Genomic DNA, 24,993 nt, shown 5'->3' with positions numbered 1-24,993 from the left:
GGGCGGGGTCCGGGAACGCCACGGCCCCGCAACGGGCAGGCTGCGGGGCCACGGGAGTTCGGGGCGGCTGCTCGCCGGCCGTGCGGGCCGGGCGGCGCCGTTCTCTTCGGCGTCTCAGATGGGGCGGGAGCCGACCTCGTGCCCCTGCTCGACGGTCCGGTCGTCTTCCGCGGCGCCGTGCGGCGGCCGCCCCACGTATCCGTTCCGGACGGCGAAGACCGTCAGCTGGGTGCGGTTGGCCGTACCGGTCTTCGTACGGAGCCGGCGGAGGTACGTGTCGACCGTGTGCGGGCTCAGGCCGAGTTGCCGGGCGATGGAAGAGACGGTGTCGCCGGAGCTGAGCATGCACAGGACTTGGCGTTCACGGCCGGTGAGGGCGGGCGAGGTGTCCGTCATGGTGCCTCCTGGGGCTACGAGGGGTGGGGATACGGGCGGGGAACGGTCGCGGTCGGCAGGAGGCGCTTCACAAGGGACTCCGGAAGGTGGAGGGTGCGGCTTTTTGCAGGTCAGCGCGGTCTCGGCGGCACTATGCAGCCTGCCGGGTCCCTGGGGCGCCTGCAACGGATCAGCCACCTCACCAAGTTGCAATGGCAGCTTGAAACCTGGTGGACGAAGCGGACATCAAGGCACCGGAACACGGCGGGAGCAGCGATCGGGCACAGCGCGCGGCCCGGCGCACGAGGCACCTCTGGTCGCGTAAAGCTGTGACTTTTCGGGGAGCCGCGGCTGCGACAGGCTGGCTCCTACCGTCGCGATTCGTGCGATCTCCGTGCCAGAGAGGCAAGTACATGTCGGATCCGCATACCCCACACGAGTGGGACGGTGACCAGCTCCGGGAACTCGCCCTCTTCGTGCGCACTCACAGCGGAAAGGGCCCCGGAATCCTCTGGCCCGAGCATGCGGACCCCGACGACTGGCGCCGCTCCCCCGAAACCCTGGCCGCCGGCATCACGCTCCTCCTGGGGCGCCCGGTGACGGTCCGGTCCGGCCCTTCACCCACTGCCCCGAACACGGCTGACCTGCTGGTCCTCCAGCAGACGGGCAGCAGCCGATGGCGGCTCGGCGCGGCCGGGATCCGCACCACCGCGCAGGACTTACGGCTGCGCTCGGGAGAGGCCCTGTTCATACCGGGCGGGTACACCGCCCGGGTCGAGCAGACCGCTTCGTCGGGCCTGCTCTGCCTGACCATCGGCACGGCCACACCGGCCTCCACGGCCTGACCGGTCCGGCCGCCGCCCGACTCCCCCGCGACGGAACGCCACGGCCGGCCGGTCGTCCTAGGACGACCGGCCGGCCGTGACCCGTGTTCGGCGGGGAACGAAGGCTCAGGAGAGCGCGGAGTACGCCGAGGCCAGGGCGTCGGTCACCTCGACGCACAGGCCGGCGTCGAGGAGGGTCCGCGCGTACGCCGCGACGTCGAGGCCCGTCCGTGCGGCGAGCCCGGCGACCTGGACCGGGAGCCCGGACAGCAGGGCGTCGAGGGCGGGGCGGGCCTGCGCGGGGAAGGTGAGGGTCCGTCCCGCCGAGGCGACGGTGACCGTGTCACCGGCGGCCGTCAGGCGCGGGCGGAACTCGGTGAGGCAGGCGACGCCGGTGGCGGGCCCGAACACCCCCCGGGTGATGACGCGCTGGTTCTCCCTCAGCCCGAGGCCGCCGCGGTCCAGGAACATCGGCTGCGCCCGCGCGAACGCGGCCGGCGGGTACTGCTCGGCCAGCGCGGTCAGGAGGCGGACGAGGTCACGGGGATCGGTGTCCTCGGACACGTCGTGGCGGAACGGCTCGACGTGGTTGGCCCGCTCGGTCAGGGCGCGCAGCCAGTCCATGCCGGTGCGTTCCACGATCCCGAAGGTGACGTGCAGGGAGTACCCGCCGGGCGCCTGGTCGGTACGGGTGGCGGTGTGCCAGTAGCCGCGCGGCACGCACATCAGGTCGCCGGCCGCCAGGGTGCCCCGCCACAGGACTTCCTCGCTGGGGGTCGCGGTGCGGCGGACCTCGTTCAGCGGCGCCTTGAGCGTCTCGCCGCGCACCTCCCAGCTCTTGGTGCCCGCCAGCTGGAGGATCACCGAGTCGGACGTGTCGACGTGCAGGTTGAAGCCGCCCGCGTCGCCGGTCGCCAGGAAGGCGGTGGCGTACACCTTCGCCCCCGTCAGCCACTGCAGGGCGCGGCAGGCGAGGTCGAAGCGGGGGTCGATCTTCTCCAGCCCGCCCACCACGATCTGGCAGCCCTCCTTGAGCAGGGCTCCGAGGCGGTACGTGTCGATCATCTCGTGTTCGTCGCCGCGCGTGGTGCGGGCGACCATGTAGTCGCGGGGCGGGAGGAACACGCCCTTGCTCAGGCAGAGGACCTGACCCGGCCGCGAGAACGTCCGATAGGTCAGCAGGTCGAGCAGCCCGGTCGGGGTCAGCAGGCGGTCGCCCCAGCCGGGCAGCTCCGCGCGGGTGAAGTGCGAGCCGAGCGTCCGCTGGTCCGGGCGGTGCAGTGCCTGTGCCAGGTCCTGGACGAAGCGGAGATCCATGACCGTACCTTTCCGTCGTGATGGGATGTGCGGGGCGAGCGGCGGAGCGGGCGCTGCCGGTACCGCCGGCCCGGGAGGTCAGTCGAGGTCGGCGTCGGCCCCGTCGTCGATGGGGCTGGTGAGCGCCTGCGCCATGGAGAGCGCCTCCTTGCCCGCGTCGGTGGCGTCGAGGGCGCGGAGGGTCTCGACGAGCGAGTCGACCCGCTGCAGTTCGGCCGTCGTGGTGTCACGCATCAGGTGGTTCCTCTTCTGGACGGGGAGGACGAAGGAGGCTGGACGCCGTCCAGCCTCCTTCGGGAACGCCGCCGCCCGAAAGCCACGACATCGGGTGACCGGGGCACGGGTACCGGCCCCCGGGTACCGCGGGGCCGTGACCGACCTCCGGGCCGAGCGGCCCCGACGGGCCGCGCGGTCAGCCGACCGCGACGGGCACTCCGCCGGCCACCTGCCACACCGACAGCCGGAGCGGACCGGCGGCGGTGGCGGTGGCGGTGGCGGTGGCGGTGGCGGGCGCGGCGGAATCGGCGAGCGCGGCCCGCAGGGCCTGTGCCATCGGCGTGAAGCCGGCGTAGGCGCTCTCCTGGCGGGTCTCGCGGGCCACGCGCGCGAGCACGTCCCGGCCCACCTCCGCCGCCGCGCACGCCGCGCGCAGCTGTGCGGTCAGAACGGCCCGGCCGTGCGGGGCGGGCTTCCAGCACAGCACGTCCACGGCCTGGTTCTCGTTCTCCACCGTGGTCCTGCCCACCAGTGGCACTCCGGCCCGTACGCCCGCGGCCACCACCGGTCCCAGGTCGCTGAGCAGGGCGCGCGCCCACGGGCCCTCGTCCCGGCGGGGACGCGTGAGGGTGACCGCGACCAGGCCGTCGAGCGCGGGCAGGCACATCCGCGGCGCCGCAGTGAGCACCCGGTGCGGCTCGGCGGCATCCGGGCCGGTGCCCTCGGCGACGCGGTGCAGGTGGCGCTCCACCGTCTCGGCCACGGTGGCGAGGGCCTCGGGGGGGCCGGCCACCGACAGGACGGCGCGGCCCGGCCGATAGCCCCAGGCGACCAGGTCGGCCACCTCGCGGTGCGTCACGGCGGGGATGTCGGCGCGCCGCGTACGGGCGACCGCGTCCATGCCCGGTTCGTCGCAGGCGGCCGCGGCGAAGAGGCCGCCCGCGCGCAGCAGCGGGCCGGAGTCCATGCGCGCGGTCTCCAGCTCCACGGCCATGCGTTCGGACTCCAGGAGCCGTTCGTCGACGGTCGCGTCGCCGAGGACGTCGACCAGCCGCACCGCGAGGTCGGCTGCCGCCCGGGGCGCCGCGGTGGCGCGGAAGAGCGTACGGGCGATGTCGGTCTGGGCGAAGACCGGTACCGTCTGCCGCGCCCGTCCGGTGCCCGCGATCGCCCGTACGTGCTCCGCCAGGTGGGCGGTGGCCGCCGTGCCCGGGGCGTCGTCACGGGATCCGCAGGCCACGGCCAGGCAGCCGCCGACCGACCGGGCCCAGGGCATGGGCACCAGGCGCACGCGCAGCCCCGCCACGCGCACCTGGGTCACCTCGGGCACCTCGGGCCCCCCGGGCACCGGCGCGGTCGGGCTGTCGGGCGGGCTGATGGTCTGGGTCATGGGTGACTCCCGAGTGCTTCTTCCACCGCGCGGCCGCACGGATCGGGGCCGACGACCGCGACGGCCGGACGCCGCCCGGACACCGCCCGCAGGCCGTCCAACGAGGTCAGGGCGGAGACCGACCGCACGAGTTCGCCGATCGGGGTCTGGCCGCGGGCGGCGCGCCGTACCTCGTCCGCCGCGGCGAAGGGATCGTCCAGCGAGGTGAGGAGTCGGGCCAGGCATCGCTGCCGCGCCGCCTCGAACTCCCGCTCCCCCGGCGGACTCTCGAGGAGGCCGCCCACGGCGTCCAGGAGGATCCGCACGGTGTCCGCCACGTCCGGGGCGCGTACGAACGCGGTGGCCGCGACGCTGTTGGTGCTGTCCTGGGACCAGTGCCCGGCCGAGAAGCCGTAGGCGATCCCCCGCTCGCCGCGCAGGGCCCGGTGCAGGCGTCCCTCGGGACCCGAGCCGAGTACCTCCACGAGTACTTCCAGGGCTCCCGGCCGGTCGCTGTGGCAGGGGAGCCGTACGGACAGGCGCGCCGATTCGGCCGTGGTCCGCACGTGGACGACGCCGCCCCGCCACCGGCGGTCATCGGTCGAGGTCGATGCCTGCGGGGGCGCGGCCGGCAGGGCGGGCCCGTCGGGGCGCGGCCCGCGAGAGCCGTCGCACCGGGGTGCGCCGTGGACGCGGAGGGCCGATCCCAGGCGGGCCAGCTCCTCGCGCACCACCTCCCCCGACAGGTTCGCGATGGTCTGCGCCGCACCCAGCGCAGAAGGGGGCGTCCAGCCCCAGGCCGCCTGGTGGGAGGCCTGGTTGAGCTGCGTGAGGACCTGCCCGGCCCGCTGTCCGGCGAGTACGCGCTGGGCGGCGCGGGACCGGGCGAGGAGCTCGTGGTCCGACTCCGTCCACCGGCTCGCTCCGGCGGCCAGCGCGGCACCGGCCTCCTCCACGTCGTCGTCCACGGACCAGAAGGCGAAGGACGAAGCACGTGCTTCGAGTTGGTGCCGTGTCCGCCAACCGCGGTCCGCGGCCAGCCGGGCCGCCCCGGGACGGCAGGGGTCCGCCAGCACGCGCGCCGCGAGTGCGGCGAGTCCGCGCAGCTCGGGGGCGTCGTCCTCGTGGCCCCGCGGAAGATCGACGATGACGGCGTGGCCGGGGCGCTGCGCCGTCATCGGACGGCCGCCGGGGCGGGTGCGGCGGCGGCCGGGGCCGCCTGCGGGGCCGCTACGGCGGCCTGCCCGGCCTGCCCGGCCTCCTGTGCCCGCCCGACTCGCTCCGCCTGCCCGACTCGCTCCGCCTGCTCGGTCCGGTACGCCAGGCGGGCCAGCGGCATGGTCGTGACCGTGGCGAGGCCGCCGCAGAGGAGCAGGACCGACCCCATGTCGAGCCATCCGGCGAGCAGCGCTCCCGCGGCCAGCGAAGCCAGCTGGCTCAGCGTCGTCGCCATGCGGCGGAACGCCAGGACCCGTCCTCGATGGCTGTTCGCGGCCCGCTGTTGGCACACCAGCACCGGCCCGAGCCCGTAGAGGAACTGGTGCACGCTCACCAACAGCCCGGCCGCCGCCGCCGGCAGCACCCCCGTGCCGCCGCGCAGGAGGAACACCGCGGCCGCGCTCACGGGAGCCGCGGCCAGCGCGCTCCACCACAGCATCCGGGTCGGGGCCACGGTCTCCCGGGCCCGTCCCAGCACCACGGTGACCGCGAGCCATCCCAGGCCGCAGCCCACTCCGAACGCGCCGATCAGGCGCTCGGCGCTCGCCGCGTGCACCTGTCCGAGCCAGATCGCCAGTTGTTCGGTGGCCGCTCCCACGCACAGGTACATCACGCTCTCCGCCGCCACCGCGTACCGCACGATCCGGTCACCCCACAGCGCGCGCAGACCGCCGGCCAGGGCCGCGACTCCGGTCTGCGAGGTGCGGCCGTCCGCCGGCGTGGGCGAAAGGGGCAGGAGGCACAGGGCGGCCACGATGAAGGTCAACCCGTTCAGGAGCAGCACCCACTCGATGCCCCAGCCGGTCAGCAGCGCCGTACCCAGCAGCGGTCCCAGGGTCATCGCCGCCCCGGTGGCGGCGTCCAGCAGGGAGTTGGCGGCCATCAGCCGGCCCGCGGGAATCGCGTCGGGCAGGATGCTCGACAGTGCCGGCACCCGTACGGCCGCCAGTACCTGCAGCAGTCCGAGGAGCACGACCACGGTGACCACGTGGCGGCCCGCCGCGGCGGCGGCCATGGCCACCGTGACCAACGCGGAGGCCACGTCCGTGGCGATGGCCACGCCCCGCCGGTCGAGCCGGTCGGCTATGAGTCCCGCGAACGGCGACACCACGACCTTCGGCAGATGGAACACCACGAAGGCCAGCACACCGGCCGGCGCGGACCCCGTGGTCTGCTGCACCCACAGCGGCAGGGCGAGGAACTGGAGGTATCCGCCCAGCGTCGACAGGCTCCGCCCGGCCCACAGCGTCCAGAAGACCCCGCCCAGCGGCGTACGGACCGGCTCGGTCCGCGGCGTACGGCTCGCCTCGTCCCGCGCCCCGGACGCGCTCACGCGGCGCGCCCCAGGGCTCGGCCGCCGCCCTCCACCGCCGCGAGGGCGTGCTGGGCCTTGGTGCGCTCGGCCCGCGGCCGGCCCAGCCACCGGTCCATCCCGTCGGCGAGCTCGTCGAGCAACCGCAGCGCGCGCGGGGCGGAGGAGTTGACCTCCACTTCCACGCACGCGTACGTCCCGACCGGCGGGCAGCCGTCGGCCGGGGCGCGGAAGGTGACCAGGTCCAGGCTGTACGCCACGTCGATGCCGTGGGCGTCGCGGCCCAGGCCCTTGACCCGCTTCTGGCTGGCGATGGCCACCGGAGCCAGGTCCCCCTCCGCCAGCCGGCAGTCGCGTACGTGTCCGACGGGCAGCAGCCGGGGATCGTTGATCGCCTTCGACACCCGTGCCGGGGCCAGGCGCTCCGACAGTTCCAGCCCGTCACGCCAGGCGTGCCGGCGCACCGCCTGCTTGAAGGTCATCCAGCACACGTCCGACGCGCTGCCCACGTTGACGACCACGCCCAGGGAGTGGCCGGCGCCGATCAGGGAGCGGCGCGCGTCGTCCACGTAGAGGGTGGACGAGACGAACGTCAGGGGCGGGCGCAGCGCGGTGAGCGCCGTCGACAGGACGCTCCCCTCGAAGAACCGCTCGGGTTCGCCGATCGCGTCGTACTCCTCGCGCGCGAGGTCCCACTTGCACTCGTGCTCGACCCCCACGGAGGCGGTCCCGCCGCGGGTGGACGACGGTCCTCGGCCACGTGACGGGTCCCGGGCTTCGCCCGCCGGCGCAGGTGTGTCGGGCATGACTGTTCTCCAAGCGTGTGGGTGGGGGCCGGGACCGGTCGGTTCAGGCCCGCGGCTGCGGGACCGTGAAGACGTCGATGTCCTCGTCGGTCAGGGGGAAGACGCCGCGCAGGACGTCACGCAGGACGTCCGCACAAGACGGCGGGGGCCTGAAATGCCCCGATTTCATATTGGCGATGACCATGCAGTCGTCCGGACCGCCCACGATGGACAGCTCTCCTGCCGCGCGCACGCGCAGCCGCTCCGGAACCAGCATCGGATGCACCACCCGCGTACCGTCCACGCGCCGGTCGGGAGTCCGGCCGAAGACCATCTCCGCCAGCGTGAACGGCTCGGGCCACACCAGCAGGCGATAGGAGTCGTCCACCACGTAGATGTGCGTGGGACCCGCCTGCAGGGCCTCGAACGCCACCGCGGCGCCGGTGACGTGCACCGGCCTCACGGCGCAGGCCCGGCGCAGATTTCCGTACATACGGTCAAAGACCGCCCGGTCGTACTCGATGAGCACCGGACGGTCACTGATCAGCCGATGATGGCGGCCCTTGTCGACCATGCCACCGATGTCATAACGACGCTGAATTTCCACACTCACATCGCGGACGCGTTCCGCGATGCGACGGTTCGAGCGATCCTGGGCGAGTACGGTCCTCAGGGACAGCAATTCCTCGTACAGGATGAATACGACGGCCTGCGAGTCGGGTCCGTACTGCGCGGAAACCTCAGAGCGGACTTCCGCGTACCGCGCGAGCAACGGGTGCTCCGCGCTGCTCAGCCCCATGGCATACAACCCTTCACTGACGGGGAGACGGCCGTGCCGGGGTCAGCGTGACGCTGACCCCGGCACGCGGCTGGCTGTCCTGGGATCAGAACTCGCCGTGCTCACCCGGGCTGGCGAGCGCCTGGGTCATCGACAGGGCCTCCTGGCCCGTCTCGGTGGCGTCAAGGGCGCGCAGGTCCTCGACGATGGTGTCGATGCGGACGAGTTCGTTGTCGGAGATGTTGCTCATGGAATTTCCCCATTCATTCTTCAGGTTTCCGGTGGCCGGGACTTTCTGCTTTCCGTTCCGACCGCCGCTCACGTGAAATAGGTTCTCGTATCGGGACGTCGCGCAATAGTCGCCTCTTTCCGGTACCCATCTCCCGGTCCCCGGAAGGCGTTACGCCGGGTGTGCTCGCGATCCTCGACCGCCGCGCAGACCTCGCGGGGCCCCGCGGCGGGAGAAACCGTGTGAACCCGCGGTCGGCCCCCGCATATCCTGGCTCGTCCGCTACCAGCGACCAGCGACCAGCCACGGAGGTCCCCAGCATGAGCAGCACCGCGCCGTCCTTTCCCGACCGGATCGAGCTGACGGGGGAAGGCCTGGTCCTGCGCGACTGGACGGAGACGGACCTGGCGGCGATGCCCGAGCTGTTCGACCACCCCGACATCGCGTACTGGACGCCGATCGTCTCCCCCTTCGACGACGACGCGGCCCGCACCCGCCTCGACCGGGCCCGGCAGCTGCGCGCGGACGGTACGGCCCTGCTGCTCGCCATCACCGTCGACGGCGGCGCCCCGCTCGGCGAGGTCATGCTGAAGCGCGCTCCCGAGGGCACGGAGCTCGGCTACGCGGTCGGCCCGGCGCACCGGGGCCGGGGCCTGGCCGCGCGCGCGGTGCGGGTGATGGCCGCGTACGCCTTCGAGGAGCTGGGCGTCGACCGGGTGATCCTGGAGCTGGAGGCCGAGAACGCCTCCAGCGTCGGCGTCGCCACCCGGGCCGGATTCCGTCTCCTCGACGTGCCGTTGATCAAGGGTGAGGAGAAGGGCCGGCCCTACGTGCTCCAGACCTGGGGCCTCGACCGCCCCTGACCCGGCCGGGCCCGCCCGCTTCGGCGGCGGCTCCTACGGTCGTTCGAAGGCCTGGAGCACGCCGCCGAGCGAGAAGCAGAGCGCGCCGGACAGCGTCCCCCAGTTGGCGATGTCGGTGTTGACGAGGCTTCCGGTGGCGGGCCGGGTGAACGCGGCCAGCGCCGAGACCATGAAGAGCACCGAGCCGAGTTGGTTCACGGCCACGACCCACCAGCCGAGACTGCGGGAGCGGATGCAGGGCCGGGACCGGTGGCAGATCTCGGCGACCGCGAGATGCCCCGAAACCAGGAACAGCACGCACCCGATGACGTCGGGAGCCCAGATCAGCCGGTTGGTCTGCTGGACGGTGAGCCCCTGCAGGAAGGAGTCCAGCAGGTTGACGGCGAACACGAGCGTCCCGACGAACAGGACGAACGTGCTCAGCCAGTCCAGCCGCATCGGCTCGTACCCCCACCACCTCCAGTCGGCCGTGACCAGCGGACCGCCTCCCGCGGAGTGCCGGGGCGCGTTCAGCACCTGCAGGAGCGAGGTGTAGCCGCCGGTGTTGAAGAACAGGCCCCCGGCGAAGTAGACCGACGCGCTCACGACCGCGTCGCCCGAGCCGAACTGGGCGATGGCGGCGCCGAGGGCGAAGAGCGCTCCGCCGATGACGAACGCGCCCGAGGCGATGGCGTTGAGCCTTCGAAGGCGGCCGAAGGCTTCGGCATCGGCGGTCGGGGCCGTGGTGGGCGTGTCGCCCGGACCGCTGACCGACAGCGCCCCGCGCTTGCGCGCGACCCGCGAGTCCCACACCACCGCCGCCCCTTCGGGGCGGCGCCAGGTGAGCCGGGTGGTGAACGGTCCTGCGCCTTCGGCGCGCTGCTCGGGCTGTCCCACGGCCCGAGCGTAGTCCCGTGTGCGGCGCGCCACTCACAGTGAAACGCGAACACCCAGGGTGTCCGGTGGTGCGATCAAGGCGGAACGGAGGTGCGATGGAACAGCGCCCGCGGGCCGTCGCGCGGCCCGCGGTTTCCCCGAGAGTGGGCGGTGATCCCCGTGACGACCGTACGCGCAGCGACCGCAGGCCGGCGCAGCGGACTCCGCCCGCGCGGGGGGAGGCGGCGGGTGGCGGCCGCCGCGCTCTGCGTGCTCTGCACCGCGTCCGCCTTCGCCGCTCCGCCGGCGCGCGCCGCCCCCGCCCCGTCCGAGCCGTGCCCGGCCGGCTGGGTGTGCGGCTGGACCGGCCCCGGCTACACGGGTGTGGCGAGCTTCGTGGCACAGGACATGCCGCGGTACCCGGAGACGACCGCGTACGTCGGGTTCAACGGTGGCGCGTCCGTGTGGAACAGTGCCGGTACGTGGCGCAGCGACGGCCGGCTGTGGGGCCGGTGCGTCACCGTGTACAGCACCGCGGAGTACCGGGGGCGGAGTAGGACCATCCGCCCCGGCCAGGGCATCGCCCGCATCCCCGCGTCGTTCGGGAACGTCCACTCCAACCGGTTCCACGCGTGCCGGCTGTCCTGACCGGCCGTCCGCTCACGCGGCCTCCGGGGCGGCGCCTGCCGAGGCGGCCGCGCGGGCGGCTTCGTCCGGGGTCAGCGGGTGCGCAGGTCGACCGTGTACACGTCCGTACGGTTGAGGGGCGCGCCGGAGTGGGTCTCGGTCAGCACGGCCCGGACTCCCCTGTCGTCCGCCACCAGGCCCTGGTAGTCGCCGAGGAAGTAGCCTCCGGCGAACGGCGCCTGCAGCCAGTCGAAGATCCGCGAGATGCGCCGCTCGGTCCGGTGCTTCGGGTCGCCGTGCGCCAGCGTGGCCAGTTGGTGGGCGGTGGGCAGGGTGGTGGTGTCGCCCGGCTCGAGGAAGCGCAGGTCGTAGTAGGTGAGTGCGACCGTGCCCCGCCCGTCGACCGCGATCGACGGCGAGAAGGCCGGCACGCCCTTCGGGCTGATCAGCTCCGGGGCACCCCAGGTGCGTCCGCCGTCGGTGGAGCGCACCAGCTGGACCTCGTCGAACGCGCCGCCGGAGAAGTCCGAGCCCTCGTAGGCCATGTACAGCGTGCCCGTCTTCGGGTCGACGGCCGGGCTGGGCAGGGTGGACGCGGCGCGCAGCGCTTTGGCGGGGTCGTTCGGGTCGACCTCGGGTACCGAGGTGTCCTCGGCCACGGTGACCGGGGCGCTCCAGGTCTCTCCGGCGTCGGTCGAGGTGACCATCGCGTAGTGGGCTTCGACGACGGTGCTCAGGTCGTCGGAGTAGGTGATCCGGTCGAAGAAGTCGTACAGGGTGCCGGTGTGCCGGTCGACGACGATCAGATGGCCGATGGTCTGGGTGTTGGGCACGGCGGCGGTGTCGACGAACGGCCGGGCCTTGCTCCAGGTGCGGCCGCCGTCGCGGGTGAGGGAGATGTATCCCGGACCGTCGAGGGAGCTGGGGCCGGGCGGGTCGTTGTCGAGGCGGTTCCAGACCTGGTAGGCGGTGCCCTTGCGGATCGGGTCTGCGGTGAGTGAGGGCTTGTCGTTGAAGAACGGCTGCGCGTCGACGTGCGTGGTGGTGAGGTTCCGCCAGGTGCGGCCGCCGTCGCGGGACGTGGCGGCCAGGAGGCCGGTGCGCGTGCTCTTGGTGAAGTCGACGCCTTCTCCACTGGCGTAGACGGTGCCGTCCGGGCCGGTGCTCACCCAGGGGTCGGTGGCCCGTTCGAAGTCGGCGCCGCCCGGGGCGCACAGGCTGAAGGGCAGCGTGCTGCGGTGGAAGGTGCGGCCGTCCGTGCTCCAGGCGGCCGCCAGGCCCCGGGCCCCTCCGTCGTTCCAGCGGTCCTGCTGGAACACGGTGACCACGCGCTTCGAGTCGCGCGGGTCGACGGACAGGTACGGCTCGACCTCGGTGCCCGGGTAGACCACGCTGTCGGGAGAGCTCGCGCCGATGGTGCAGTCCGCGTACGGGTCGCCGTGGGACACCTTGGTCAACGGCGCGATGTCGGGGCCGTGGTCCGCCGCGGCGGGGGTCGCGCCGGTGACCGCGGCGAGCAGGATCGCGGTGGTGGCGACGGCGGTCGAGGGCGGGCGGACGCGCATGCGGGATCTCCTCCGGGCCTCGGCGGCCGGGGTGCGGGGCCGCCGCCGTCAGGGCGGCGTGGGGCGCGCGGGCGTACCGGAACGCGAGGGGTGGGACGACTCCGCCCGATCTTCTTCGGCGTGAGGGCCGGTGCCCTTGATGGGCCGGAAGGCGGAGCCTTCCCCGTGTGCGACGCCCCGTCGGTCCGGGGGAACGCGCGGCATAGGCTGGGGTTCCGCGTTGCGGAAGAGCGGAACAGAGGAAGGCCGATCGTGCGAACTCCCCTCTCATGGCTTGCCGGCAGGTACTCGCTCGGGGCGAAGAGCGTCGGACGGGCCGCACTGGGTTCGGTCGTGGCGAGTATCGCGATCATCGTGACCGGTGGAATCGTCCGCGTCACCGGCTCCGGTCTCGGCTGTACCGATTGGCCCATGTGTACGGGAGAGACGCTGGCCCCCACCGCGGAGATGGGAGTGCACGGCGCCATCGAATTCGGGAACCGGCTCCTGACCGGGGCGCTGTGCGCGGTGGTGGGCTGGGTCATCATCACCGCACGCCTCCAGGAAAGGCCGATGCCCGCGGTACTGCGCGGAGGCTGGGCGCAGTTCTGGATCGTCGTACTGAACGCGGTCGTCGGCGGGGTGACCGTGTGGATGCGGCTGAGCCCGTACATCGTCGCCGCGCACTTCCTCGCCGCCACGCTGCTGCTCACCGCCGCGGTGTACACCTGGCACGCGGCGTACGCCGGTGCCGACGGCACAGCCGATGCCGATGCGGATGCGGATGCGGATGCGGATGCGGACGGCGCCGCGGGCGGCGAGGGCGGCCGGCCCGTCGCGCGCATCCGGTCGCCGTCGGCGGCCCTGGTCGCGGTGACGGCCCTGTTGGTGGCCGTGGGTACGCTCGCCACCGGTTCCGGACCGCACGCCGGTGACTCCTCCGACGTGGCGCGCATGCCCTTCGACTGGACCGCCGTGACCGTGGTCCACGGCGCGCTGGCCGCGGTGGTCCTGGCCTTGGCCGCGGCGCTGCTGTCCGCACTGCCCCGGGAGGGCTTCGGTGCCGCGCGCCGCAAGGCCGCCGTCTTCCTGGCCGTGCTCCTGGGTCAGGGCGCCGTGGGGCTCGTGCAGTCGCTGACGGCCCTGCCCTCGCTCGTCGTGATGCTCCACCTGCTGGGCTCGGCCCTGGTGTGGACGGGAGCGCTTCAGGTTCACTTCACGGTCATGAGGGCCGCTTCCGGTCATTCCGGCCTGCCGGGAGGTGCGCCGCTGCCGCGTGCGCGGGGCGCCGCGACGCACGCCTGATCCGCCCGGCGACCGGAGTGCCTCCCCGGACCGTTCCATCCGGTCCACCGCACCGCAGAGGGTGCCGGCGGAGAGCTTGACCCGTCCGTCCGCCTGCGTGTTCCGTCGCGCGCTCCCCGCCCCAACGGCTCAGGCGGTAGCCGGGGATCGCGCCTGCTCGCCCTCGAACCGCGGCTGCTCGGTGGGTCGGTGGCGCCCCGCCCAGCGGACGGCGAGGGGGGCGGCCAGGCCGGTGAGGGCGAACAGGACTCCCATGACGTACCAGCCGGGGCAGCCCCAGGTGATGCACAGGAAGATGATCAGGGCCGGCCCGGCGGCCTCGGCCAGGCCGGCTCCGAGCCCGAAGACACCGAGGTACTGGCCGGTGGCCCGCTCGGGCGCCAGGGCGAAGGAGACCTCGAACCCGGCGGCCGCGTGCCAGAGTTCGCCGATCGTGTGCACGGCGACCCCGGCCAGCAGGAGGGTCGCCGCGGCCCAGCCGGGGATGTCCGGGGTCAGCGAGATCAGTACGCAGGCCGGAGTTGGCGGATTCACCAGTCGGCCGGGCCGCGGTCAGGCCGAGGCGGCGTCGGGCGGCAGGAGGGGGTCGTGCGGGCGGCGGGGCAGGCCGGACAGGGTGAGGACCGCAGCGGCCTGTTCGAGCCGGGCCCTGGCGCGTCGCCGGTCGCCGGCGGCCGCCAGGGCGCTGCCCAGGAGCCGCAGTGCCCGGACCTCGGCCGTGTGCCAGCGGAGCCGACGGGTCGCGGCCACCGCGCGTTCGCCGCATTCCACGGCCGCCGGCAGGCGGTTCCCGGCCAGTTGGGCGGCCGTTTCCGACACCAGGTTCATCGCCTCCATCGCGGGAGAGCCGTGCCGCGCTCCCAGTGCGGCGCTCTGCCGGTGCCGGTCCACCGCCTCGTCGGTGCGGCCCAGATGGCGGGCGGTGAGTCCCAGGTTGTACAGGGCGTACGCCTCGCCGCCCTGGTCCTGCGCTTCGACGGCGGACGCGAGGGTGGTCCGGCTGATCTCGGCGGCCTCGTCGCGCCGGCTGAGGCGCAGCAGGGTGCTGACGCTGTTCGCGCGGGCGTTGCGGCAGGCCCAGTCGCTCCCGTACTCCTCGGCGGCGGTGACGGCCTGCCGGTGCAGGACGTCGGCCTGGAGCCAGTGCGCCCGGTACTGGCACACGTGGGCCCGGCGGTTGAGGATCCCGGTGTGCACCGCTTCGTCGCTCACCGCCCGCGCCGCGTGTTCGGCGGCGTCCAGGATCCGGTCCGCCTCGTCCAGCCGTCCCAGGTGGGCCAGTGCGCTGCCGAGCAGGTGGCCGGCGCGGCCGGCCGCTCGCAGGTGCCCCTGGTCCTGTGCGGTCCGCAGGATCCGGCGAAGCGGTTCGAGGGAATCGGCCCACAGGTACGAGCCCTCCAGGAGCGGTTCGACGGCGAGCGCGAGGTCGGCGGCCACGGCGACGGCCGACGGCACGGCTTCGACGATCTGCGCGGCGACGGCGAGCGCGCCGTCGTGGTCCGGATCGACGAGGCGTCGGCGGCTGTCGGGGCGGCCGGGGCACGTGTCCGGGGGGAGCAGGCCGACCACGTGGTGGCCGGGGCGCTCGGCGGCGTGGACGGTGCGGGCCTCGGCGAGCAGGTGGTCGAGGAAGCGGGTCATGGCCGCCTCCCGCTCCTCGGGCCGGTCCTGCTCGTGGGAGCGCTCGGCCGCGAACATGCGGAGCAGGGGGTACTGGCGGTAGACGCCGGGGCGGGGCGATTCGAGCAGACCGCGGCCGGTCAGCCGCTCCAGGAACTGTCCGGCCCGCGCCGGTGACAGCCCGCCGAGGGCGGCCGCACCGGCGATGTCCGTGGCGCCCCCGCGAGGCAGCGCCAACAGCCGCAGCAGCCGGGCCTCTTCCTCTTCCAGCAGGTCGTAGCCGGGCCGCAGGCACGCCGTGATGCCGTCCTGCGATCCGGCGGGTGCGGGGAAGACGGAGAACGGGGGCAGCGCGGGGAACGCCGGGTGGCCGCCGTCCAGGAGGCGGACGAAGTCGGACAGCGTCCACGAGGGCCGCGCCGCGAGCCGCGCGCCGGCGAGGCGCAGGGCCAGGGGCAGTCCGCCGCACCGCTCCGCCAGGGCCTGCGCCTGGTCGGCCTCGGCGGCGATCCGCTGCGGACCCGCGACGGCTCCGAGCACGGCCAGTGCCTCGGGGACTGCCAGGGGCTCAAGGCGCACGCGGCGTACGGTGGGCAGCCCGTCCAGCGTGGAACGCCCGGTGACGAGCACCGCGCAGGTCGGCGTTCCCGGGAGCAATGCCTCGACCTGGGCGGTGTCCCGGGCGTCGTCCAGGACCAGCAGGATCCGCCGGTCGGCCACGGTCGTGCGGAAGAGCGCGGCCCGCTCCTGCTGACCGGCCGGGATCTGCGACGCGTGCGTCCCGAGCGCCTGGAGGAAGCCGGCCAGGACCGTGCCGGGGTCCGCGGGGTCCTTCGAGGTGCCGTGCAGGCTCGCGTACAGCTGCCCCTCGGGATAGCGGTCCCGCAGTCGCTGGGCGACGTGGACGGTGAGCGCGCTCTTGCCGACACCTCCGGTGCCGGTGACCGTGACGACGGCGATGGACCCGGGCCGGGGAGTCGTCAGCGTGTCGAGGACCTCGGCCACCACCTCCGCGCGGCCGACGAGGTGGTCCGGGGGACAGGGCAGCTGTGCCGGCTTGGGCAGCGGCACCGGCACCGGCAGCGCGGCGGGGTCCGGGGGGACGGGTGGTTCAGCTGGTGCGTGCGGCGCATCGGCGGCGGGCGGTGTCCCGGGGGTCCGGTGGGGGCGGGCGGGCTGCTCGTCCCGCGCCGCCGGGGCGCCGCGGCCGCTGCGTACGAGCGCGAGCCCGGCCAGTTCCCGCAGCCTCCCGTGGAGCGGGTGTTCCGCACAGAGGCCGGTCAGTTCGGGGACGAGCCGGTCGTGCCGTCCCAGCCGCAGGTCGAGCTCGATGCGTTCCAGCAGCACCGACAGCCGCAGCTCCGACAGGCGTTCGCGGTGGATCGCGGCGTACGGGCCCGGGAGCCCCGCGAGCGGAGCCCCCTGCCACAGCCCGAGCGCCCTGGCCAGCAGCTCGGCCGCCTCGCCGGTCCCCTCCTCGGCGGTGCACCCGCGGGCCTGGGCCACCAGCTCGTCGAACACGTCGAGGTCCAGTGCGCCGGGGGCGACGTGCAGGAGGTACCCCTGGCCGTGGGTCACGATCCGGGGCCCGAGCGCGCGCCGGAGCCGGTAGACGTGCGACCTGACCGTGCCCACGGCGGTGCGCGGCGGCTCCTCCCCCCAGAGGCCGTCGACGATCTCGTCGAGGTCCACGACGTCGTTGCGGCGCAGGAGGAGCATCGCGAGCAGCGCCCGCTGTTGCGGCGAGCCGAGGGGAAGCTGTAACCCGGCGCTGCGGATTCGGACCGCTCCGAGTACGGAGAAGAACGGTTCGGGCAGCTCAGCGCGGTCCACGGTGGGCTCCCCCCTGGTGACGGGGTGTCCGTTCGGCCGCGGGGCCCGGGAACGGGCCGATGGTCGGGACCGGTCCGGCCTGGATCTCTGCGGTGATCGTGCGCACGGCGTCACCTCCGTTGAAGGACGTACGGATTCCCCCGGCCCGGCGGGTGGCAGGGGGGGGCCGGCCCGCCGGGCTCGGAACGACCTTGCCAGGCGGACCGGGGGCGTGACTGCATCTCAAAGGATCATGTGAATGCCATGCACCTTTAGGAGGCATGCGGCGCCGGGCGCCCGGCCCCCGGCCGGGTGGAGCGGGAGCTGCGCGAGGGGTGTGGGGGTGCGCGCGGGCGCGACCCGTCCGGGCACGTCCGCAGGACGGGCATTCGTGACGAAACTCCGGCGCCGCGTCACGAAAAGGGGCCGACGGCCGGCTGCCGGTCCCTCAGGGCCGGGCGGGCAGGCGGTAGGTGCCCGCGGCAGGGGTGTCCAGCACCCCCGCGTCCACCAGGGCCTCGGCGATGAGGGCCGCGTCGGCACGGTCGGTGCCCCATGCGGCCGCGAGGGCTTCGACGGACGACAGGCCGGCTCCGGAGCGGGCGAGCCGACGGGCGGCGGGGACCAGTGAGGGCGGCAGGTCGCCCTGGTCGGGAGCATCGGTGTCCGGCGCGCCGCTGCCCGGCACATCGCTGTCCGGCAGATCGCTGCCCGGCACATCGGCGTCCGGCACATCGGCGTCCGGCACATCGGCGTCCGGCCCGCCGGTGCCCTCCCCGGGGGGCGGGTCCTCGGCGTACGGACGGGCGGCGAGCTCGATGCGCGTCGCGGCGGGCAGGGCGGGTGCGAGGACGCGGGAGCGGGTGGTGAGGAGGACGGCGCTGCCGGGGCCGCCGGGCAGCAGCGGCGTGACCTGCGCCGCGTCGCGGGCGCCGTGGAGGACGACGAGGACCCGCCGCCCCGAGAGGGCCGACCGGTAGAGCGCGGCCCGTTCATCCGGGTCGGCGGGGATCCGCGAGGCCGGGACCGCGAGGGCTCGGAGGAGATGCGCCAGAAGCGGGCCGGGACCGGCCGGGACCGGGCCCCAGGTCCGCAGGTCGGCCGAGAGGCGGCCGTCGGGGAAGCGATGGGCGACATCGTCCGCCACCCGCGCGGCCAGTGCCGTCTTGCCCGCCCCGCCGGGGCCGGTGATCACCAGGACGGGGACGGCGCCGCGCTCCTCCCCCTCGACGAGGACGCTCTTCGCCCGGGTGAGGGCGCGTTCCGCCGCGTCCGGGAGGGCCGACCGGACGAGCGGGCCGGACGGCCGGAGGACGAAGGGCGGCGGGTCGTCGGCGAGCAGGCGGGCGTGCAGGGCCGTCAGCTCCGGGCACGGGGCCACGCCCAGTTCCTCACCCAGGGTCCGGTGCGTGTCGGCGAACACGGTGAACGCCTCCGCCCGCCGGCCGCAGCCGTGCAGGGCGCGCATGAACAGGGCCCGCAGCTCCTCGTCGAGCGGGAACTCCCGGGTGAGCGCCGACAGTTCGGGGATCACCGTGTGGTGCAGGCCGAGGCGCAGGGCGCAGACGATGTGCCGCTTGCGGGCGGTCGCGCGCAGGGCGGCGAGCCGGGTGCGTTCCTCTTCGGCGAACGGGCCGGGCACGCCGGCCAGGGCCTCCCCGGACCACTGGCCCAGCGCCCCGGCCAGCAGGGCGTGTTCGGCGGCGGTGTCACCGCGCGCGCGGGCCTGCCGGGCGGCCTCGGCCCGCTGCTCGAACCGCCAGGCGTCGACCGACTCCGGCGAGGTGTGCAGCGCGTACCCGTGCTCGTCCCCGAGCAGGATCCGGGCCGGCTCCCGGGGGGTGCGGCCGGGTTCGAGCAGGGTGCGCAGCGCCCACAGGTGGGTGCGCAGGTTCCCGGCCGCGCTGGCCGGGGCGTCGTCGCCCCAGACGGCCGCGACGAGTTCGGCCCCCGTGACCGGCCGGCGCCGCCGCAGGAGCAGGACGCTCAGGACGGCCTGCCGGCGCGGCGGCCCGGGCCGGTGCGCCGGGCCGCCGGGCAGGCCGACCCGGACCGGCCCGAGCAGCCGGAAGAGGAGGGCGCCGTCGCCGCCGGGCGTGCCGGCGGCCGTCTCCCCTCCCCGCATCCGGACTCCTCGGCGGTGTCGAACGATCTGACGGCGTGCACGACGGTGTCGGGCCGGCCTGTCCGGACGGGGGATCCGGGCAGGCCACCGTCACCCTAGGTGATCTCTTCCGCTCACTTCCAGTACGCGGTGACGGCCGTGCTTCCGTTGCGGGACCAGCCGACCGCGACCGCCAGGGTCTTGCCCCCCACCGGCTCCTGGTACAGGAACGTCTTCTGGCTGGTCTGGCACCAGCCGTTGCCGGTCGCGACGACGGCCCGCACCTGGGCCTCGGTGATGCCCCGCTCGGCCATGCGGTCGAAGATGTGGTCCGACCAGTACTCGATGGTGGTCGGGGCGAACTCGGTGCCACAGGGGCTCTTGAGCGGCGGGGGGCAGCCCTGGCCGTCGTCGCGGCAGCGCATCGGCGAGATCGGCGAGTCCGTCAGGGCCGCGAACTGCGCCGTCGTCGCCGACTCGATCCGGACCTGGGACGGGGCGGGGGCCGCGGCCTGGGCCGGGGCCGCGGTGAACGCCGCCGCGGAGGCGGCGAGGGCGACGAGCGCGAGCCGGACGCGCTTCGAGTTGATCATGATGGGCTCTTCTCTCGTTCCTTGACGATGCGCGGCCCCGCGGCCGCCCGAAATGAAGATCGCCGGTGGCCGTCCACGCCTGATGAGCAGCCGATCGCCGGCTGTGATCAGCGGCGATGGCCGTCCGTCCATCGCGCGTGGACCGGTCTTCGGCACGGTTGTGGCCATGACCGACGAACTGACCCGCCACCTCCGGGAACAGCGATGAACCTGGAACAGATGTACGCGTTCTGTTTGGCCGACCCGGTGTTCTTCGACGTACCGCAGCGCATCGCGGACGAGGACGAGCGCTGGACCCCGCCGCAGGTGGGCGACGCCACCACGGTGCGAGACGATGCGGACGTATGGGTGCGGGTGTTCTTCGGCCGGCCGCTCCCGCTGCAGGGCTGGAAGATCCACATATCCGCCGACGTCCCGGCCGCCCAGGAGATCCTGCACAAGGCGGCAGCCGTCTGCGCCTCCCACCGCGTCGCCTTCAAGTACCTGCGCAGCGCCCGGCTGCTCTCGGCGTTCAACTCCAAGTACGCCCACCGGGGTTCCTCGGGGAAGTTCATCGCCGTCTACCCGGCGGACGACGAGGAGCTGAAGGCGCTGCTGGACGCTCTCACGGCCGCACTGGACGGTCAGCGGGGCCCCTACATCCTGTCCGACCTGCGTTGGAGTGACAGCAGTCCGGTCTTCGTACGGTACGGGGCGTTCGCCGCGCGCTGGGCCCGGGACGGCGGCGACGCTCCCGTCCTGGCCATCGCCCGGCCGGACGGAACGCCCGTGCCCGATCCGCGCACCGCGGCGTTCACGCCTCCGCCGTGGGCTCCGATGCCCGGCTTCCTCCGTGAGCGCGTCGAACGGTTCTCGGTGATCAGCCGCGTCGACCTGCCGTACGAGATCGTGCGGCCGCTGCACTTCTCCAACGGGGGCGGGGTCTACCTGGCCAAGGATCCCGGGAGCGGCGACCTGGTCGTACTGAAGGAGGCGCGGCCGCTGGCCGGGCTGGACGCCCGGGGACTGGACGCCGTCGCCCGTCTGCGGCACGAGCACCGCATGCTCACCGCGCTGGCCGGGACGGGGCTCGTACCGCGCGTGCTGGGCTACGAGACCCACTGGGAACACGACTTCCTCGTCCAGGAGCACATCGACGGCGACCCGCTGGCGAAGGCCGGTGTGCTGCGCCTGCCGCTGGTGCGGCCCGGTGCGACCCCGCAGACGTACGCGGAGTACACCCGCTGGTCGCTCTCGGTCCTCGACAAGGTCGCCGCGGCGGCCGCCGCCGTCCACCGGGCCGGGGTCGTCTTCGGCGACCTGCACCCGAACAACGTCATCGTGCGCCCCGACGACACCGTCACCTTCATCGACCTGGAAGCCGCCCACCTCGTCGGCGAGGAGCGCACCGGTCTGCTGGGCGCGCCCGGGTTCGCGGCGCCCGCCCACGTCACGGGCACCGACGTCGACGCCTACGGCCTGGCCGCCCTGCGCCTGGGCCAGTTCATCCCGCTGACGGCGCTGTCCGGCCCGGATCCGGCCAAGCCCGACCAGCTCGCACGATGGGCGCACGAACTCTTCCCCCTGCCGGCCGGGTACGCCCACGAAGCCGCCGCCGCCATGGCGGCGATCGCCGGAACCACCGCCGCGCCACCACGCGGCCCCGGAGCGGTCGGCGCGGACTGGGAGGAGAACCGGGCGGGGCTCGTCGCCGCGCTCACCGCCTGCGCCACCCCCCACCGGGAGGACCGGCTCTTCCCCAACGATCCCGACGGCGCGCGGGAGGGCGGCGGAACCAACCTGTCCCACGGCGCGGCGGGCGTCCTGTACGCCCTGCACGCCACGGGCCACGCCGTCGACCCCGCGTGGACGGACTGGCTCACCGCCGCCACGCTGCGGGACATCGACCGTGCGCCCGTCGGCCTCTTCAACGGCTCGTGCGGGGTGGCCACCGTCCTCGACCTCCTGGGGCGGCACGAGGAGGCCACCGAGATCCTGGGCCGGGCCCTCGACCGCACGGGCGAGCCGACGAGCCTCGGCCTGCTGACCGGACTGCCCGGCACGGGCCTGACCGCCCTCGGCTTCCACGCCCGTCGCGGGGACGACGGCCACCTCGACCATGCCCGTCGCATCGCCGAACGCGTCGCCGAGCGGATCGGGGCCGCGTCCGAGCGCCCGGTCGGCAAGAACCGCGGCGCGGGCCTCACCACCGGTGCGGCCGGAGCCGCCCTGTTCCTCGTACGGCTCCACGAACGCACCGGCGAGCCCGGTTACCTCGACCTCGCCGAGAGAGCGCTGCGCCACGACCTCGCGCAGTGCGCGGACGTCGACGGCTCCCTTCAGGTCGACGACGGCTGGCGGTCCGTGCTCTACCTCGGCACCGGATCCACCGGCATCGGACTCGCCCTGGCGGCCTACCTGGAGCACCGCACCGGCGAAGGCCTCGCCGAGGCCCTGGCCTCGATCCGGCTGGCGGCGCGCGGCCAGTTCACCGTCTTCCCGGGTTTGCTCGACGGCCGCGCCGGACTGCTGTACTTCCTGACGGCCGTCGGCGGCGGCGCCGACGACGCCGCCGCGCTCGAAGGCCACCGTCGGGACCTGTGGCGGCACGCCGTACCCCACGGCGACGGCCTCGCCTTCCCCGGCAGGCACCTGGTCCGGCTGTCGATGGACCTGGCCACCGGATCGGCCGGAGTGCTCCTGGCGATGGACGGCGCCCGGCGCCGCACCGACCATCTCCTCCCCCTGCTCGGCGGGCCGGCACCGGCCACCGCCGCCCGAAGCCTGCTGCACCGGTCCCGGTCCAGCGAAACCCCTGCCGCCGGAAGGAGGTGACCGACATGTCCATCCTCAAACTCCAGCAGCTGGAGCTCACCGAGGAGGAGGGCGCCGCGCTGCTCGCCAGCGCCATCAGCTACGCGTGCCACGGCACCCTCGCCTGAGCCGTGTCCCGCCCCCGGCGGGAGCGTCCGCCCCGGCCGGGACAGACCGCCACCCAAGGAATCGAGGTGAACACCATGTCCATCCTCAACCTCCAGCAGCTGGAGATCGCCGAGGAGGAAGGCGGCCTGCTGCTCATGAGCAGCGCCAGCTTCCAGTGCCACAACACCAGCTTCCACTGAGCCACGGGCGACACGACCGCCCGCACGACCACGGAAAGGAGGTGAACGACATGTCCATCCTCAACCTCCAGCAGCTGGAGCTCACCGAGGAGGAAGGCGGCCTGCTGCTCATGAGCAGCGCCAGCTTCCAGTGCCACAACACCAGCTTCCACTGAGCCACGGGCGACACACCCGTTCAGCTGGTGCGGTGACGATCCGTCCGCGGATCAGAACGGTCTGCGGGGCAGCGCCCCGCAGACCGTTCCGTCATGTTCTGCCCTTCCACCGGGTTCGGGCCCGCATCCACCCAACCGGCGGCGGATGGAGTCCGCCGCCCCCGCACCCGGTCAGCCGGGCGGTCTCAGTTGAGCCGCTTGTGGGGGCAGTCCCCGGTGCCCCACGCGGTCGTGGTGACGCAGGCGTGGCCCCGGTCGTCCCCTTCGCCGACGTGGCCCGGACGCAGCGTCGTCGCCCCGGCGGCCGTGTCGGCCGCGGCCGACACCCCTGTCGCGTTCGCCGTCGCGCTCGCGGCGCCCGTCCAGACCATTCCCGCTGCGGCCAGCACCGCCATCCCCCGTACGGTCTTGTTGATCACGACAACTCCTCTGCGACGTATGACATGTGACGGGCGGGATCCGGCTGGTCATGCCGTCCCGCTACTCCCGACTCTGCCAGCCGCGGGATGACAGCGGCAGGCCCGTAGGGGATCATCTGTGTGCCATGCACCTTTAGGAGGCAAGCACGTGGAAACGGGCATGGCAGCGGGCATGCCCGAGGTCGACGACTCGGCGGTCGCCCTGTACCGGTGGATGCTCGTGCACGGCGGGCTCCGCGCCTCGGAGCTGGCGAAGGCCGCGGGAGAGACCGGTCTGGCACGGGAGGAATGCCGCGTCGCGTTACGGCTGCTCACCGACACCTGTCTGGTACGGCCCGACGCCGACGGCTGGCAGGCCGTCAGTCCACAGGCGGCGGGCGCACGGCTGCTGTCCGGCCCCGAGGCCGCGCTGCGCGCGCACGAGGAGGAACTGCGGGTGCGCAGGGACGAACTCCAGCGCCGACGGGACGCGTTGACCGGGCTCATCCCCGTCTACCTCCAGGCGCGGCAACACGCCTTCCCCCAGGGCACGATCGACCACCTGCCCGACCAGTTCGCCGTGCGCGAGCTCCTCACCGAGGTCATCGACGGCAGCCGTGACGAAGTACTCGTCTCCAAACACGGCGGCTCCTTCCCGGAGGCCGCGCTGCGCGAGGCGCTGCCGCGCGACCTGGCGCTGCTGGAGCGCGGGGTGCGGATGCGCAGCCTCTACCAGCACGCCACCCGCTTCGACCCGGCGACACGGACGCACGCGGAGCGGCTGATCGAGGCGGGGGCGGAGATCCGCACGCTGCCGGAGGTGATCCCGCAGATGATCGTCGTCGACGGGGAGCTGGGCTTCCTGCCGTCGCGGTCCGGCGGGGCGCTGCTGATCCGGGAACCGGACCTGCTCGGCTACCTCCTGGACGTCTTCCGGCGGGACTGGGAGTACGCGACCCCGTTCGCCACGGGCCCGCAGGCGGCGCACGACATCTCGGAGACGGTCAAGCAGAGCATCCTGACGCTCCTGGCCAAGGGGCTGAAGGACGACTCGATCGCGCGGCGCCTGGGCATATCGCTGCGGACCTGCCGCCGGCACGTCTCGGAGCTGTTGCTCGGCCTGGGCGCGCACAGCCGCTTCCAGGCCGGGGTGATCGCCGAGCGGCAGGGTCTGACGCAGCCTCACCGGCCCCTGCCGGAACGGGCGGCGCCGGAGGTCGCCACGGGCCCGCCCACGGGTCCGGCCTCGGCGCCGGTCACGGGTCCGGCCTCGGCGCCTGCGCCCGAGCCCGAGCCGAAGCCGGACCCGGCCGCTGCCGGCCCGGACGGTCCGCCCCGCTGCCCCGGCTGCGGTGCGGCGCTCGCGGCGGCGGAGGGCCGCGGCCCCGTGTCGGGCCGTCCGGGCCGACCGGCCCGGCACTGTTCGGCCGCCTGCCGGGCCCGGGCGTACCGGGCCCGCCGCAAACCGGGAGCCGGGGAAACCGGGCCCGCCGACAACGCGTGACGAAACGCCTTTCTCGTCACGAAACCCCCGGTGCCACGGTGGACCGGGTGGGGCGGGGCCGGTGCCGGCGGCGGGAGAGAATACGGACC

25 protein-coding genes are annotated in these 24,993 nt (G+C 74.1%); 9 read left to right on the top strand and 16 right to left on the bottom strand.

Features of this window, described 5'->3' with window-relative positions; all coding sequences use genetic code 11:
* Window positions 1-114: 114 nt before the first annotated feature.
* Window positions 115-396 (bottom strand): response regulator transcription factor, encoded by a 282-nt coding sequence (locus K7B10_RS36750; protein ID WP_229343477.1) that lies wholly within the window; start codon window positions 394-396, stop codon window positions 115-117.
* Between the two features lie 392 nt (window positions 397-788).
* Between K7B10_RS36750 and K7B10_RS36745 the strand changes: the two genes are divergently transcribed.
* Entirely contained in the window at window positions 789-1,220 is a 432-nt protein-coding gene (locus K7B10_RS36745) for a hypothetical protein (RefSeq protein ID WP_229343475.1), read from the top strand.
* Window positions 1,221-1,325: 105 nt separating this feature from the next.
* Here K7B10_RS36745 and K7B10_RS36740 read toward each other — a convergent pair whose 3' ends face one another.
* The 8 genes from K7B10_RS36740 to K7B10_RS36705 all read right to left on the bottom strand — a co-directional run bounded on the left by K7B10_RS36740 (window position 1,326) and on the right by K7B10_RS36705 (window position 8,444).
* Window positions 1,326-2,516: a JmjC domain-containing protein gene (locus tag K7B10_RS36740; protein WP_229343474.1), complete on the bottom strand. Its 1,191-nt coding sequence runs from the start codon at window positions 2,514-2,516 to the stop codon at window positions 1,326-1,328.
* 78 nt (window positions 2,517-2,594) lie between these two features.
* The gene (locus tag K7B10_RS36735; protein WP_229343472.1) at window positions 2,595-2,750 is read right to left on the bottom strand and encodes a hypothetical protein; all 156 of its coding nucleotides are present in this window, start codon (window positions 2,748-2,750) and stop codon (window positions 2,595-2,597) included.
* A 178-nt stretch (window positions 2,751-2,928) separates the two neighbouring features.
* On the bottom strand, window positions 2,929-4,122 hold the full coding sequence (locus tag K7B10_RS36730) for a peptidase M16 family protein (RefSeq protein ID WP_229343470.1): 1,194 nt from the start codon (window positions 4,120-4,122) through the stop codon (window positions 2,929-2,931).
* Window positions 4,119-5,279 (bottom strand): insulinase family protein, encoded by a 1,161-nt coding sequence (locus tag K7B10_RS36725; RefSeq protein ID WP_229343468.1) that lies wholly within the window; start codon window positions 5,277-5,279, stop codon window positions 4,119-4,121. Before K7B10_RS36725 ends, K7B10_RS36730 begins: the two co-directional genes overlap by 4 nt.
* The gene (locus tag K7B10_RS36720) at window positions 5,276-6,652 is read right to left on the bottom strand and encodes an MFS transporter (protein WP_229343466.1); all 1,377 of its coding nucleotides are present in this window, start codon (window positions 6,650-6,652) and stop codon (window positions 5,276-5,278) included. Before K7B10_RS36720 ends, K7B10_RS36725 begins: the two co-directional genes overlap by 4 nt.
* The gene (locus K7B10_RS36715) at window positions 6,649-7,350 is read right to left on the bottom strand and encodes a hypothetical protein (RefSeq protein WP_229343465.1); all 702 of its coding nucleotides are present in this window, start codon (window positions 7,348-7,350) and stop codon (window positions 6,649-6,651) included. Before K7B10_RS36715 ends, K7B10_RS36720 begins: the two co-directional genes overlap by 4 nt.
* A gap of 130 nt (window positions 7,351-7,480) precedes the next feature.
* On the bottom strand, window positions 7,481-8,215 hold the full coding sequence (locus K7B10_RS36710; RefSeq protein WP_229343464.1) for a hypothetical protein: 735 nt from the start codon (window positions 8,213-8,215) through the stop codon (window positions 7,481-7,483).
* Window positions 8,216-8,300: 85 nt separating this feature from the next.
* Window positions 8,301-8,444 carry a hypothetical protein gene (locus K7B10_RS36705; protein WP_229343462.1) on the bottom strand — a complete coding sequence of 48 codons (144 nt, stop codon included), beginning with the start codon at window positions 8,442-8,444 and terminating at the stop codon, window positions 8,301-8,303.
* A 299-nt stretch (window positions 8,445-8,743) separates the two neighbouring features.
* Between K7B10_RS36705 and K7B10_RS36700 the strand changes: the two genes are divergently transcribed.
* The gene (locus tag K7B10_RS36700; RefSeq protein WP_229343460.1) at window positions 8,744-9,286 is read left to right on the top strand and encodes a GNAT family N-acetyltransferase; all 543 of its coding nucleotides are present in this window, start codon (window positions 8,744-8,746) and stop codon (window positions 9,284-9,286) included.
* A gap of 33 nt (window positions 9,287-9,319) precedes the next feature.
* Here K7B10_RS36700 and K7B10_RS36695 read toward each other — a convergent pair whose 3' ends face one another.
* Window positions 9,320-10,162, bottom strand: coding sequence for a hypothetical protein (locus K7B10_RS36695; protein ID WP_229343458.1), 843 nt, complete (start codon window positions 10,160-10,162; stop codon window positions 9,320-9,322).
* 228 nt (window positions 10,163-10,390) lie between these two features.
* Here K7B10_RS36695 and K7B10_RS36690 point away from each other — a divergent pair, with 228 nt between their 5' ends.
* On the top strand, window positions 10,391-10,789 hold the full coding sequence (locus K7B10_RS36690) for a peptidase inhibitor family I36 protein (RefSeq protein WP_229343456.1): 399 nt from the start codon (window positions 10,391-10,393) through the stop codon (window positions 10,787-10,789).
* A 71-nt stretch (window positions 10,790-10,860) separates the two neighbouring features.
* On the opposite strand, the gene K7B10_RS36685 is transcribed toward K7B10_RS36690, so the two are convergent.
* Window positions 10,861-12,333 carry a sialidase family protein gene (locus K7B10_RS36685; protein WP_229343453.1) on the bottom strand — a complete coding sequence of 491 codons (1,473 nt, stop codon included), beginning with the start codon at window positions 12,331-12,333 and terminating at the stop codon, window positions 10,861-10,863.
* Between K7B10_RS36685 and K7B10_RS36680 the strand changes: the two genes are divergently transcribed.
* Window positions 12,244-13,617, top strand: coding sequence for a COX15/CtaA family protein (locus K7B10_RS36680; RefSeq protein WP_308284667.1), 1,374 nt, complete (start codon window positions 12,244-12,246; stop codon window positions 13,615-13,617). The genes K7B10_RS36685 and K7B10_RS36680 overlap by 90 nt on opposite strands.
* Window positions 13,618-13,746: 129 nt before the next feature.
* On the opposite strand, the gene K7B10_RS36675 is transcribed toward K7B10_RS36680, so the two are convergent.
* The 4 genes from K7B10_RS36675 to K7B10_RS36660 all read right to left on the bottom strand — a co-directional run bounded on the left by K7B10_RS36675 (window position 13,747) and on the right by K7B10_RS36660 (window position 19,746).
* Window positions 13,747-14,151 (bottom strand): MFS transporter, encoded by a 405-nt coding sequence (locus K7B10_RS36675; protein ID WP_308284666.1) that lies wholly within the window; start codon window positions 14,149-14,151, stop codon window positions 13,747-13,749.
* A gap of 18 nt (window positions 14,152-14,169) precedes the next feature.
* The gene (locus tag K7B10_RS36670; RefSeq protein WP_229343449.1) at window positions 14,170-17,070 is read right to left on the bottom strand and encodes an AfsR/SARP family transcriptional regulator; all 2,901 of its coding nucleotides are present in this window, start codon (window positions 17,068-17,070) and stop codon (window positions 14,170-14,172) included.
* 427 nt (window positions 17,071-17,497) lie between these two features.
* Window positions 17,498-19,174, bottom strand: a complete 1,677-nt coding sequence (locus K7B10_RS36665; RefSeq protein ID WP_229343447.1) for an AfsR/SARP family transcriptional regulator — start codon at window positions 19,172-19,174, stop codon at window positions 17,498-17,500.
* Window positions 19,175-19,287: 113 nt separating this feature from the next.
* Window positions 19,288-19,746, bottom strand: a complete 459-nt coding sequence (locus K7B10_RS36660; protein WP_229343444.1) for a DUF4258 domain-containing protein — start codon at window positions 19,744-19,746, stop codon at window positions 19,288-19,290.
* A 204-nt stretch (window positions 19,747-19,950) separates the two neighbouring features.
* Here K7B10_RS36660 and lanKC point away from each other — a divergent pair, with 204 nt between their 5' ends.
* The 4 genes from lanKC (at window position 19,951) to K7B10_RS36640 (ending at window position 23,002) form a co-directional block, all read left to right on the top strand.
* Entirely contained in the window at window positions 19,951-22,560 is a 2,610-nt protein-coding gene (gene lanKC, locus K7B10_RS36655) for a class III lanthionine synthetase LanKC (protein ID WP_229343442.1), read from the top strand.
* Between the two features lie 5 nt (window positions 22,561-22,565).
* Window positions 22,566-22,667 carry a class III lanthipeptide gene (locus K7B10_RS36650; RefSeq protein WP_229343439.1) on the top strand — a complete coding sequence of 34 codons (102 nt, stop codon included), beginning with the start codon at window positions 22,566-22,568 and terminating at the stop codon, window positions 22,665-22,667.
* Window positions 22,668-22,733: 66 nt separating this feature from the next.
* Window positions 22,734-22,847, top strand: a complete 114-nt coding sequence (locus K7B10_RS36645; RefSeq protein ID WP_229343437.1) for a class III lanthipeptide — start codon at window positions 22,734-22,736, stop codon at window positions 22,845-22,847.
* A 50-nt stretch (window positions 22,848-22,897) separates the two neighbouring features.
* Window positions 22,898-23,002, top strand: coding sequence for a class III lanthipeptide (locus K7B10_RS36640; RefSeq protein ID WP_199813778.1), 105 nt, complete (start codon window positions 22,898-22,900; stop codon window positions 23,000-23,002).
* Between the two features lie 185 nt (window positions 23,003-23,187).
* Here the strand turns inward: K7B10_RS36640 and K7B10_RS36635 are convergent, their stop codons facing one another.
* Complete coding sequence (locus K7B10_RS36635) at window positions 23,188-23,421, bottom strand: hypothetical protein (RefSeq protein WP_229343435.1); 234 nt, start codon at window positions 23,419-23,421, stop codon at window positions 23,188-23,190.
* 160 nt (window positions 23,422-23,581) lie between these two features.
* Between K7B10_RS36635 and K7B10_RS36630 the strand changes: the two genes are divergently transcribed.
* Window positions 23,582-24,904, top strand: a complete 1,323-nt coding sequence (locus K7B10_RS36630) for a helix-turn-helix transcriptional regulator (protein WP_229343433.1) — start codon at window positions 23,582-23,584, stop codon at window positions 24,902-24,904.
* The last annotated feature ends 89 nt before the right edge of the window (window positions 24,905-24,993 follow it).

Source organism: Streptomyces flavotricini, from assembly GCF_020639365.1.
In the GTDB taxonomy this organism is placed as follows: Bacteria; Actinomycetota; Actinomycetes; order Streptomycetales; family Streptomycetaceae; genus Streptomyces; species Streptomyces flavotricini.
This window is presented reverse-complemented; position numbering and strand designations above follow the sequence as displayed.